The organism is Achromobacter sp. SLBN-14, assembly GCF_006715415.1.
GTDB lineage: Bacteria > Pseudomonadota > Gammaproteobacteria > Burkholderiales > Burkholderiaceae_B > Achromobacter > Achromobacter mucicolens.
Genome location: NZ_VFNE01000001.1, coordinates 5,066,981 through 5,079,428 on the forward strand (window position 1 = coordinate 5,066,981; position 12,448 = coordinate 5,079,428).

8 protein-coding genes are annotated in these 12,448 nt (G+C 66.9%); 3 read left to right on the forward strand and 5 right to left on the reverse strand.

Translation table 11 applies throughout. The features are described 5' to 3' along the window. Window positions 1–70: 70 nt before the first annotated feature. From FBY20_RS23215 to FBY20_RS23225, 3 genes are all read right to left on the reverse strand, one after another. The gene (locus FBY20_RS23215; RefSeq protein ID WP_063952197.1) at window positions 71–1,099 is read right to left on the reverse strand and encodes a DctP family TRAP transporter solute-binding subunit; all 1,029 of its coding nucleotides are present in this window, start codon (window positions 1,097–1,099) and stop codon (window positions 71–73) included. Between the two features lie 84 nt (window positions 1,100–1,183). Beyond that, window positions 1,184–2,482 (reverse strand): TRAP transporter large permease, encoded by a 1,299-nt coding sequence (locus FBY20_RS23220; RefSeq protein WP_056319056.1) that lies wholly within the window; start codon window positions 2,480–2,482, stop codon window positions 1,184–1,186. Then, on the reverse strand, window positions 2,479–3,021 hold the full coding sequence (locus FBY20_RS23225; RefSeq protein WP_062841090.1) for a TRAP transporter small permease: 543 nt from the start codon (window positions 3,019–3,021) through the stop codon (window positions 2,479–2,481). The genes FBY20_RS23220 and FBY20_RS23225 overlap by 4 nt, the downstream gene beginning before the upstream one ends. A 361-nt stretch (window positions 3,022–3,382) precedes the next feature. On the opposite strand from FBY20_RS23225, the gene purL reads away from it, so the two are divergent. Both purL and FBY20_RS23235 read left to right on the forward strand, forming a co-directional pair. After that, a complete protein-coding gene (gene purL / locus FBY20_RS23230; RefSeq protein WP_142054816.1) occupies window positions 3,383–7,432 on the forward strand; it encodes a phosphoribosylformylglycinamidine synthase in 4,050 nt (1,349 codons plus the stop codon). Window positions 7,433–7,623: 191 nt separating this feature from the next. Beyond that, on the forward strand, window positions 7,624–9,255 hold the full coding sequence (locus FBY20_RS23235; protein ID WP_142054818.1) for a methyl-accepting chemotaxis protein: 1,632 nt from the start codon (window positions 7,624–7,626) through the stop codon (window positions 9,253–9,255). A 109-nt stretch (window positions 9,256–9,364) separates the two neighbouring features. Here the strand turns inward: FBY20_RS23235 and FBY20_RS23240 are convergent, their stop codons facing one another. Together FBY20_RS23240 and FBY20_RS23245 are read right to left on the reverse strand one after the other, a co-directional pair. Further along, a complete protein-coding gene (locus FBY20_RS23240) occupies window positions 9,365–10,348 on the reverse strand; it encodes a tripartite tricarboxylate transporter substrate binding protein (RefSeq protein ID WP_056319064.1) in 984 nt (327 codons plus the stop codon). Window positions 10,349–10,367: 19 nt separating this feature from the next. Then, complete coding sequence (locus FBY20_RS23245) at window positions 10,368–11,324, reverse strand: alpha/beta fold hydrolase (RefSeq protein WP_142054820.1); 957 nt, start codon at window positions 11,322–11,324, stop codon at window positions 10,368–10,370. Between the two features lie 164 nt (window positions 11,325–11,488). On the opposite strand from FBY20_RS23245, the gene FBY20_RS23250 reads away from it, so the two are divergent. Then, window positions 11,489–12,406: a LysR family transcriptional regulator gene (locus FBY20_RS23250; RefSeq protein WP_062841086.1), complete on the forward strand. Its 918-nt coding sequence runs from the start codon at window positions 11,489–11,491 to the stop codon at window positions 12,404–12,406. The last annotated feature ends 42 nt before the right edge of the window (window positions 12,407–12,448 follow it).

Here is a 12,448-nt window from a genome sequence, read left to right on the forward strand (position 1 = left end):
TAGCGTCCCTGCCTCGGTTGGCGGCTTGCGCCGCCGGTTCCCCTGGGGCTTGCTGCGAAACTTTCGCGGGTTACTTCTTGCGCTCAGCGATCGATTTTTCGGCCTTGTTGACCAGGTCCTCGCCGATCTGCTTCTTCCACTTTTCGTAGACCGGCTTGGTGGCCTTCACGAAGGCGTCGTGGTCGGCTTGCGACAGGGTGGTCACGGTGACGCCGTGACCGGCGATTTCCTTGAGGAGCGACGGGTCTTCAGGCGTCACGCCCTTGCGCGCGATGACGATCTGCTGCTTGCCGGCGTCCAGCGCGGCCTGGCGCACGATGTCGCGGTCCTTTTCCGACCAGGAATTCCAGACTTCGCGGTTGACCACGAAGATCAGCGGATCGGCCACGTAGTTCCAGAGCGTCAGGTACTTCTGGCCCACGGTGTAGAGCTTGGAGCCGGTGTAGATCGACAGCGGGTTCTCCTGCCCGTCGACCGCGCCGCTGGCCAGCGCGGGTTGCGCATCGGCCCAGCTCATCTGCGTGGGGTTTGCGCCCAATGCGGTGAAGGTGTCGATGTACAGCGGCGACCCCACCACGCGCAGCTTCATGCCCTTCATGTCTTCGGGCCGCTTGATCTCGCGCTTGGAGTTGCTGACCTGGCGGTAGCCGTTCTCGCCCCAGGCAAGCGGCACCACGCCCGCCTTTTCGATGAGCTTGAACATGTCCTTGCCCACGTCGCCTTGCACCAGCGCGTCGATGGCGGCGTAGTCGGGCATCAGGAAGGGCAGCGAGAACAGGTTCAGCTGCTTGACCTGCGGCGACCAGTTGATGGTCGACCCGACGGCCATGTCGATCACGCCCTGGCGGATGGCGGTGAATTCGCGGGTCTGGTCGCCCTGGACCAGCGAGGTGCCTGGGTAGACCTTGATGTTGATGCGGCCTTCGGTGCGCTCGCGCACCAGGTTCGACCAGATCTCGGCGCCCTGGCCCCACGGGAAGGTGGTGCCCACGACGATGGAGAGCTTGTACTCGGGCTTGTAGTTCTGCGCATGCGCGGGCGCCATGCCCACCACGGCCGCCGCGCACAGCGCCGCGCCGATCAGGTTGCGGAATTTCATGTTGCGTCTCCTCTCTATGCGAGTCTTTCTGTTGTTGTCATCCATGGCCGGGCACCCAGTCGGGCCGGCCCCGTCCAGCCTCTCTCAATAACCCAGCTTGCGCGGCAGCCACAGCGCCAGTTCGGGAAACACCAGCACCGCGACCAGCACCAGGAACATCGCGCCCAGCAGCCACACCACCCAGCGCACGGTCGACTCCATCGGCACGCGCGCGATGCGGCACGACACCATCAGATTCACGGCCAGCGGCGGGGTGAACTGGCCCAGCGCCACCTTCAAGGTCAGGATCACGCCGAACCACACCGGATCCCAGCCGTAGGCATTGGCGATCGGCATGAGCAGCGGCACGAAGATCAGGAAGATCGAGATGCCGTCCAGGAACATGCCGACGGTCATCAGCAGCAGGATCAGCAGCGCCAGCACGCCCCATTCGCCCAAGCCCGAATTGACGATGGCGTGGGTGATCGGGTCGATCACGCTGAGCGTGGACAGCGCCCACGCAAAGATCCCGGCCAGCGTCACCACCAGCATGATCACGGCGGACAGCTCGGCGGCTTCGCGCAGGATCGTGTACAGGTCCCGGAACTTGATGGTGCGATGGATGAAGCCGCCCACGAAAAGGCCATAGAACACGGCAACGACCGCCGCCTCGGTGGGCGTGAACCACCCCAACCGCATGCCGCCCAGGATCAGCACCGGCGCGGCCAGGCCCCAGGACGCCTCGCGCAGGCTCTTCCAGAAGGGCGGGCGGGGCAAGTGCGCTTCCAGCGCGCCCATCTTGTATTTACGCGACAGCCACACGGCCGGAATGATCAGCGCGAAACCGGCCAGGATGCCCGGGATCATGCCGGCGGCAAACAGCGCGGGCACCGAGGCGCCCGGCACCAGCACGGAGTAGATGATGAAGGCCACGGAGGGCGGGATCAGGATGTCGGTGGCCGCGCCGGCGGCCACCACGGATGCCGAGAACGACCCCGGATAGCCCGCGCGCGACATCGCGGTGATCATCACCGCGCCCACGGCCGCCGCGCAGGCCGGCCCCGAACCCGAAATGCCGCCCAGGAACATCGCCACCGCGATCGACACCAGCGGCAGCATGCCGGGACCGCGACCGACGATGGCGATCGCAAAGTCCACCAGCCGCTTGGCCACGCCGGACCGGTCGAAGATCGATCCGACGAGCACGAACATCGGAATCGCCAGTAGCGGGTACTTGGCCAGGCCGGCGTAGAAGTTCTGTGGAACGGTCAGAAGGCCGTACCACGGCGTGTCCAGGTTGGTCAGCACGATCGCGACCGTGCCGCCGATGCCCAGCGCAACGCCGACCGGCACGCCGATCACCATCAGGACGATGAAAACGGTAAAGAGGATGACGGCGATCATCGCGGGGCATCCTGGACCGGGGCGCGCGCCAGACGGCGCAGGGTGCCCAGGGTGCGCAGCGAAATGGCCGCGGCCATGACCGGCAGCCAGATCGAATACCACCACGTCGGCACGCCGATGGCCGGCGACGTTTCCTCGTAGATGAATTCGTCGTACACCAGCTTCACCGACAGCACGGTCAGCAAGACGAAGAACGCCAGCACGCAGCTGTTCGCAATCAGCGCCATGATGCGCTGGCGGCGCGGCGAGCCCGAGTCCGCCAGGATCTCGATCCGGATGTGATGGTTGCGCACGAAGGCCACACTGCCGCCCGCCATCGTCAGCACGATCAGCAGGAACACGGAAATTTCTTCCGTCCACGCAAACGACTGATCGGTGAAATAGCGCACCAGCACATTCAGGAAAGTGATGATGGCCAGGGTCGCCAGCAGGATCACGGCCAGCCAGTCCTCGACGGCCAGCGGCACCTTGACGGCGGGATCTGCTTCTACGGGGATGATCGGTTCTACAGGCTCGGCGGGGGCGTCGGGGCGGGACATCTGAGGCAACGGCCAGCGGGCGTGGGGCGCCGCTTTTCTTGTTGGATAGGGTCGCTGCATCCTACCGTCGCACCGCGGGCGAGGGTGTTCGTGTTTTCCCGCAATGCGGGGCGGCTGCAACATGCTGCATTGCGCAAAGCGTCTGCAGGCGGGCAGGGCCCGCGAGGGGAAAACCGCCATTGCCCCCAGCGGTGGCGGACCGATATTGCTGTGCACCATCCACGCCAGACACCACGCGGAATTCTTTTGTAACAATGGCCGGATGAGTGCGGCAGAACCTCCATTGAACTTCGGCTCCGGGAAAACCCCTTAAACGGGTAAAATCCCTGCTTTGCACCCCTCTTTATACGGCGCCCGCATCGTGTCCCTAGTTCAGCATCTGCCTGGTTCCTCCGTCCTGTCCTCCTTTCGACGTGATCGCCTTCTGGCGCAATTGAAGGAAGCCGGCCTGCCGGTGGCCGACATATCCGCCCGCTACGAGCACTTCGTCAGCACCGACGCCGCCTTGACGGCCGAACAGCAGCAGCAGCTTACCCAGCTGCTGGACTACGGCACGCCCAGCACCGCCGACGCGCCCGCCAAGAGCGTGTCCCTGCTGGTGATCCCGCGCCTGGGCACGATTTCCCCCTGGGCCAGCAAGGCCACCGACATCGCCCACAACTGCGGCCTGTCGTCGGTGCATCGCATCGAACGCGGCGTGCGCTACGTCATCACGCCCGAACGCGGCCTGCTCGGCGCCAAGTCGCTCGACGAAGCCATGCTGGCGCGCGCGGCCGACTGCCTGCACGACCGCATGACCGAAACCGTGGTGGACGCCAGCTTCGACGGCCAGGCGCTGTTCCAGCCGCTGGCGGGCAAGCCCATGCGCACGGTCGACGTCCAGACGCGCGGCGCCGATGCCCTGGTCGAAGCCAACACCACGCTGGGCCTGGCCCTGTCCGACGACGAGATCGAATACCTGGCCAAGTCCTTCACCGACCTGGGCCGCGATCCCACCGACGTCGAACTGATGATGTTCGCGCAGGCCAACAGCGAACACTGCCGCCACAAGATCTTCAACGCCGAATGGGTCATCGACGGCCAGTCGCAGCCCAACACGCTGTTCGGCATGATCCGCGCCACGCACAAGGCGCAGCCGCAAGGCACCGTCGTCGCTTACTCGGACAACGCCGCCATCATGGAAGGCGGCCCCGCGCAGCGCTTCCAGGCCGGCGTGCCGGGTCTGGCGGGCGAGGGCGCCACCAGCGCCAAGTACATCCGCCGCGACACCATCGTGCACACGCTCATGAAGGTGGAAACGCACAACCACCCGACCGCGATCGCGCCGTTCCCCGGCGCCTCCACCGGCAACGGCGGTGAAATCCGCGACGAAGGCGCCACCGGCCGCGGCTCCAAGCCCAAGGCGGGCCTCACGGGCTTCACCGTGTCACACCTGCGCTTTGACGACGCGCTGCAACCCTGGGAAGCCGACCACCACGGCCTGCCCGATCGCATCGCCTCGCCGCTGTCCATCATGATCGACGGCCCCATCGGGGGCGCGGCGTTCAACAACGAATTCGGCCGTCCCAACCTGCTGGGTTACTTCCGTTCGTTCGAGCAGACCGCCGGCGGCACGCGCTGGGGCTACCACAAACCCATCATGATCGCGGGCGGCCTGGGCAGCATCGACGCCGGCCTCACGCACAAGGAAGTCATTCCTCCTGGCGCGCTGCTGATTCAATTGGGCGGCCCCGGTTTCCGCATCGGCATGGGCGGCGGCGCCGCCTCCAGCATCAGCATGGGCAGCAACTCGGCTGAGCTGGACTTCGACTCCGTCCAGCGCGGCAACCCCGAAATCGAACGCCGCGCGCAAGAGGTCATCGACCGCTGCTGGCAGCAGGCCGAAAACAACCCCATCATCGCGATCCACGACGTGGGCGCGGGCGGCCTGTCCAACGCATTCCCCGAGCTGGTCAACGACGCCGGCCGCGGCGCGATCTTCGATCTGAAGCGCGTGCCCCTCGAAGAATCGGGCCTGTCGCCCGCCGAAATCTGGAGCAACGAATCGCAGGAACGCTACGTCCTGTCGATCCTGCCCCAGGACCTGGAACGTTTTGACGCCATCGCCCGCCGCGAACGCTGCCCGTACGCGGTGGTGGGCGTGGCCACCGAAGAGCGCCAGCTGCGCGTGGTGGACGGCGAGGGCCTGCCCGGCCTGGACACGATCCGCCCGCAAAATGAGGCCGAAGTGCGCCCCGTGGACGTGCCCATCGACGTCATCCTGGGCAAGCCGCCGCGCATGACCCGCGACGTCTCCCGCCTGCCCGGCGTGTCCGAGCCGCTGGACCTGGCCGGCATCGACCTGACCGAAGCGGCCTACCGCGTGCTGCGCCACCCCACGGTGGCCAACAAGTCTTTCCTCATCACCATTGGCGACCGCACCGTCGGCGGCCTCTCCAGCCGCGACCAGATGGTCGGTCCGTGGCAGGTGCCGGTGGCCGACTGCGCCGTCACGCTGGCCGACTACGAAGGTTTCCGCGGCGAAGCCATGTCGATGGGCGAGCGCACCCCCATCGCCATGCTGGACGCCCCGGCCTCGGGCCGCATGGCCGTGGCCGAAGCCCTGACCAACCTGGCCGCCGCCGACGTGGCGCGCCTTGAAGACATCAAGCTGTCGGCCAACTGGATGGCCGCCTGCGGCGTGGCCGGGCAAGACGCCGCGCTGTACGACACCGTGTCCGCCGTCAGCGAACTGTGCCAGGCCACCGGCCTGTCCATTCCGGTCGGCAAGGACTCCCTGTCCATGAAGACCTCCTGGGAACAGGATGGCGAGCAGCGCCAGGTCGTCGCGCCGGTGTCCTTGATCATTACCGCGTTTGCGCCGGTCGCCGATGTGCGCGCCAGCCTGACGCCGCAGCTGCGCACCGACGCGGGCGACAGCGTCCTGATCCTGATCGACCTGGGCCGCGGCCGCCATCGCATGGGCGGCTCGATCCTGGCGCAGACGTATAACCAGGTCGGCCAGACCGTGCCGGACATCGATTCGCCGCAAGACCTGCGCGCGTTCTTTGTCACCATCCGCACGCTGGCCGAAGCCGGCACCATCCTGTCCTACCACGACCGCTCCGACGGCGGCCTGTTCGCCACGCTGGTCGAAATGGCCTTCGCCGGCCGCACGGGCATCTCGGTGAACCTGGACATGCTGACCTTCGATCCGCAATCGGCGGATTGGGGCGATTACAAGATCCGTCCGGAACAGGTCGCCGTGCAGCGCGACGAACTGACCCTGAAGGCCCTGTTCTCGGAAGAAGCGGGCGCCGTCATCCAGGTGCCGGCCTCGCAACGCGACGCCGTGATGCAGGTGCTGCGCGGCGCGGGCCTGTCGGCGCACTCGCACGTCATCGGCGGCCTGAATGCCGCCGACGAGGTCGAGTTCTACCGCGACGGCCGCAAGGTCTGGGGCCAGCCGCGCGCCGACCTCGGCCGCGCCTGGTCCGAAGTCTCGCACCGCATCATGGCGCGCCGCGACAACCCCGCGTGCGCCCAGGCGGAACTGGACGTCTGGAACGACACCAAGGATCCGGGCATGAGCCCGAACGTGGCCTTCGACCCGCAAGAGAACGTGGCCGCGCCGTTCATCAACACCGGCAAGCGTCCGCGCGTGGCCATCCTGCGCGAGCAAGGCTGCAACAGCCAGGTCGAAATGGCCTGGGCCTTCGACACCTCGGGCTTCGAGGCCATCGACGTCCACATGACCGACCTGCTGTCCGGCCGGCTGGACCTGGCGGAAATGCAGGGGCTGGTCGCGGTGGGCGGCTTCAGCTACGGCGACGTGCTGGGCGCCGGCGAAGGCTGGGCGCGCACCATCCGCTTCAACAGCAAGCTGTCGGACCAGTTCGCCGCGTACTTTGCGCGTCCCGACACCTTTGCGCTGGGCGTGTGCAACGGCTGCCAGATGATGGCTGCGCTGGCGCCGATGATCCCGGGCGCCGAGCACTGGCCGCGCTTCACGCGCAACCAGTCCGAAAAGTACGAAGCCCGCCTGTCGATGGTGGAACTGGCCAAGTCGCCGTCCATCTTCTTTGCCGGCATGGAAGGCGCCCGCGTCCCGGTCGCCGTGGCCCACGGCGAAGGCTTTGCCGACTTCTCCCAGCAGGGCGACGCCAGCCGCGTGCTGGCTGCCGCCCGTTTCATCGACAACTACGGCCAAGCCACCGAAGCCTATCCGTTCAACCCGAACGGCAGCCCCGGCGGCCTGACCTCGGTGACCACTGCCGACGGCCGTTTCACGGTCATGATGCCGCACCCGGAACGCGTGACCCGCAACGTCATGATGTCGTGGGCGCCCGAGAAGTGGGGCACCGCCGATTCGGGCGGCGCGTTCAGCCCGTGGATGCGCATCTTCCGCAACGCGCGCGCCTGGCTGAAGTAAGCGTCCGGGGGTGAACCCCCGAACCGTAGCCTCATAAACCGCCGCGGCACGTCCGCGGCGGTTTTGCGTTGCGCGCTTGCGTGAGGCCCGGGTCCGGGCGCCGCCCGCATGTAACCCAATGAGATATTTAACTTTTCATTGCATTGCGCCGTTAAGGGGAGAGCGTTACGCAACCCCCGGAGTGGCTTTCAATGTTCAAGAATTTAAGTATCCGCGCAATCCTGACGACCGCCCTGGCCGTCTTCTTTGCCCTTTTCCTGGTGACCGGCATCGCGGTCTATCAGCAACTGACGTCCAACCGCACCTCGATCGAGGTGATGCTGGACACCAACCTGGTCCGCGCCAATTCGCTGGACGACGCGGCATCGGACCTGCTGCGCGCCCGCGTGGTGCTGCTGGCCGCGCACAGCGCGCTGCTGGAAGGCAAGAGCCTGGACACCGCCGCCAGCAACATGCAACGCATGGACAGCTACGTCGCCAAGGCCACCAGCCAGATCGAGACCGCGCGCAAGCTGCCCGAAACCTCGCCGCAGGGCAAACCCCTGTTCGAGGCTGCGCTGGCCGCCTACGACGTCTACGTGCGCGAAGCCATCTTCCCCCTGATCGCCGCCATTCGCGCCGGCGACGCCGCGGCGGCCGGCCGCGTCAACCAGGAGAAGGTGAGTCCGCTGGGCACCAAGTTCACGCAGGCCATTCAGCAATACGTGGACTTTGCCGACGAAATCGGCCAGCGCGTGGCCCACGATTCGGCCGCGCGCATCAACACCGCCATCGTCTTCCTGATCTGTCTGCTGGTCGTCGTGGCGGCGCTGGTCGTGGGCCTGTATGTGGTCTTCGGACGGGCGGTCTTCCGTCCGCTGCATGAAGCCGGACGCCTGTTCGACCGCATCGCCAGCGGCGACCTGACCAACCGCATCGAGCAGCGCGGCAACAACGAAATCGGCGTGCTGTACGCTGCCGTCAAGCGCATGCAGGACAGCCTGGCCCGCACCGTGTCGGCCGTGCGCCTGGGGGTTGAAGAGATCCACACCGGCTCGCGCGAAATTGCCGCGGGCAACATCGACCTGTCCTCGCGCACCGAGCAGCAGGCTGCGTCGCTGGAAGAAACGGCCGCCAGCATGGACGAACTGTCCTCCACCGTGAAGAACAACGCCGACAGCTCGCGCAGCGCGGCACAACTGGCGATGGCCGCGTCCGAAGTGGCCACGCGCGGCGGCCAGGCCGTGGGCGACGTGGTGGGCACGATGCGCGGCATTGCCGACAGCTCGCACCGCATCTCCGATATCGTTGGCGTGATCGACGGCATTGCGTTCCAGACCAACATCCTGGCGCTGAACGCCGCGGTGGAAGCCGCCCGCGCGGGCGAGCAGGGCAAGGGTTTTGCCGTGGTCGCAAGCGAAGTGCGCGCGCTGGCGCAGCGCAGCGCGGCGGCCGCCAAGGAGATCAAGGGCCTGATCGACGATTCCGTGCAGAAGGTGTCGGTGGGCTCCGACCAAGTGGAGGCCGCCGGCGCCACCATGCAGGAGATCGTCACGTCGGTGCGCCGCGTGGCGGACATCATCAACGAGATCTCCAGCGCTTCCGAGGAACAGTCGCAGGGCATCGAGCAGGTGAACCAGGCCGTGTCGCAGATGGACAGCGTGACGCAGCAGAACGCCGCGCTGGTCGAAGAGGCGGCGGCTTCGGCGGCATCGCTGGAAACACAGGCCCAGCGCCTGCGCGAAGCGGTGGCGGTGTTCAAGCTGCAATCCGGCCGGGTGATCGAGGCCGATGCGCCGGCGCTGGACAGCCGCGGCGGCGAGCCGGCGCTCATCGGCGCCTGATCCCGCCCTGCAACGTTAAGCGCCAACAAAAAGCCGGCTCTGAAGGCCGGCTTGCAAGCTTCCTGCAAAGACCCCGCCGCGCAACGCGCCGGGGTCTTTTGTTTGGCGCTTACTGGTCGAGCTGGATCTTGGCGTCGTTGGCGACGTTCTTCCACTTCTTCACGTCGCTGGCGATCACTTGCTGGAAGGCGTCCGACGAACCGGCCACCACGGTGCCGCCCAGGCTGGCCATCTTGGCCTTCACTTCGGGCGTGTTCAGCGCCTTGACCGAGGCGTCGTGCAGCTTCGTCTTCACGGCTTCCGGCAGGTTCTTCGGGGCCAGCAGGCCGTTCCACGCATTCGCTTCGTAACGCGCCAGGCCGGCTTCCTTGAAGGTCGGCGTGTCGGGCAGTTCCGGCGAACGCGCGTCGGCGGCGATGGCGATCGGGCGGATCTGGCCGCTCTTGATGTAGGGCAGCGAGGCCGGCACGGGTTCCCAGATCATCGACACCTGGCCGCTGATCACGTCGGTGAAGGCGGGACCGGCGCCGCGGTAGGCGATGTGCATCAGATGCGCGCCCGTCATCGACTTCATCAGTTCCATCGCCAGGTTGCCCAGGCCGCCCGCGCCGGACGAGGCGTAGGTGTACTTGTCCGGATTGGCCTTCGATTGCGCGATCAGCGCGTTCAGGTCGGCCGCCGGGAAGTCCTTGGTGACGCTGAGCACGCCGGGCACGGTGACCAGCTGCGTGATGGCCGTGAAATCCTGCGACGCATCGTAGGTCAGGTTCTTGTAGACGGCCGGGTTGGTGCCGTGGGTGCTGGAGGAAGCCAGGAGGATCGTGTAGCCGTCAGGCGCGGCGTCGGCAACGTAGCGCGTGCCGATCGAGCCGCCCGCGCCGGCCTTGTTCTCGACCACCACCGTCACGCCCAGTTCGGTGCCCAGTTGCGCGGCGAAGACGCGGCCGATGATGTCGGCGGTGCCGCCCGGGGCGAACGGCACGATCATGCGGATGGGCTTGCTCGGGTAATCGGACTGCTGGGCCGACGCGCCGGCTGCCAGCGTGGCGCCGGTCAGGAGCGCCAGGGCAATGGTGGTTTTCTTCAGGGTCATCGGTGTCTCCACGAGAAGGTTAGTCGAGGCTGCGGTCGAGCCAATCGACGATCAATCCGGCAATGTGGTCGCTGTTGCGATCCAGCATGCAGAAGTGCGAGTTGCCGGCAATGCCGGCAGCGGGCAGGTCCAGCACGTCGGCGCGTTGGCCGGCCGCGCGCAGGGCGTTCCAGTAGGCGTCCGTCTGGGCGCGGTAGCGCTGCCAGGTGTCGTCCGCGTTGAAGTGATCGCCCCAGATCAACAGCTGCGGGGGCAATTGGCAGCTGGCCTGGGCCGGGGTGCCGGTGGGCTCGACCGCCACGACGGCGCGCACGGTCGCCGCGTATTCCTGGGCCAGTTGCGTGGCAAAGCCGCCGCCCTGGCTGTGGCCGATCACGATGCACGGGCCCGCCAGGTCCAGCAGCGCGCGGTACGCGTCCAGCGCCATGTCGCCGTGGGTCAGCCAACGCGGCACGAACTGCTTGGAAAAGGTGTCGAACGCGTCGACGGGAAATTGCTGTTCGGGATACGCCTGCCGCGGCTCGCCGGCGCGTGCATAGCCCGAGGCCGGGCCAATGCGAAACAGCCGCCACGCTTCTTCCTTCGAGCGGAAGATCGGGGCCGAGTCGTAGATCTCAGGAAACATCGCCCAGGAAGCGCGGCCGCGTTCCGGCGCGTCGGACACGAAGACGTCGTAGCCGGCCTGCAGCAGCCGCCACAGCCAGCCATCGCGCCCGTCCGGCGTGCTTTCCCACTGCGCGCCCGTCATGCCGCCGCCGTGCCACAGCAGCACGGGGTAGGGGCGGGTCGGCTGGGCCAGCCGGTACTCCTGCACGTACAGTTGGCCGGCGCTGTAGCCGCCATTCATGTCGATCAGCCGGGGCGACGCGTTGCCGACCACTTTTTGCTGCTGCATCGGCAAACCGCCGGCCACCACTTCGGCGCCGCCAACGTAATGGCTGCGGATGGACTTGAGCAGGACGGGGGAGTCGGGCATAGGGTTTTCCAGGAGTGGTCGAAGGGATGTTAGTTGCAAGGTGTTTCTGTCTTGTGCAAAATGCGCAAGCGTTGTGCCGGATCGGCACAGCCGCTGAGCCGCTGGAAAACACACGCCCAGCCCCGGGCAGACATGGGGCGGGCCGGGGATGGAGGAGAGGACACATGGACATCAAATGGCTCGAGGACTTCGTCGCGTTGTCGAAGTCGCGCAACCTGTTTCAGGCCGCCGAGTCGCGCAACGTGACGCACCCGGCCTTCGGGCGCCGCATCAAGGCGCTGGAGGAATGGGCGGGCGTGCCGCTCATCGAGCGCGGCCACCAGGTGTCCACGCTGAACGCCGCCGGCCGCAGCGTGCTGGCCGCCGCCATCGACGTGCTGGACATCCTGCAAGAGACGCGCGAGGCGCTGCAAAAGCCGGAGCAGGAACGCGCCCGCAAGATCACCATTGCGTCCGGCAAGACGCTGGCGCATTCCGTCCTGCCCGGGCTGATGGCGGGCGTGCAGCGCAGCCTGCCGGCCTTTCAACTGAAGGTGATCACGACAACGCTGAATTACGGCGTGGACATGCTGGAGGACGGCGAGGTCGATTTCCTGCTGTGCCATGCCCACGAACCGCTGTACGCCAAGATCGACAATCCCAATTACCGCTGCCGCCGCGTGGGCGCGGACAAGCTGGTGGCGGTCAGCGCGCCGGTCGCGCCTGGCGGGCGCCATCCCCGCCATGCCGTGCCCAAGCTGGCTTCGGACCCGCCCGTGCCGTTTCTGGCCTACGCCGACAGCATGTCGCTGGGTCGCATCCTGCACGACAAGCTGCGCGGCCTGTGCGAGGTGCCGCTCTTGCAGACCACGTACGAGTCAGACCTGGCCGACGCCTTGCACGCGATGGCGCGCCAGGGCTTCGGCCTGGCCTGGCTGCCGCACACGCTGGTCGAACCCGACCTGCGTAACGGCAGCCTCGTGCGGGCCGACGGCGCCCGCAACGACATCCACATGGAAATCCGCCTGTACCAGTCGGTCGGCAACGCCAAACCCCTGGCCCGCGAGGTCTGGAGCCGGATCGAGGCCTACGCAGCCAAATAGCGCCCCATGAAAATCTGCCGGCGCTCGCGCGCAGGCATAAAA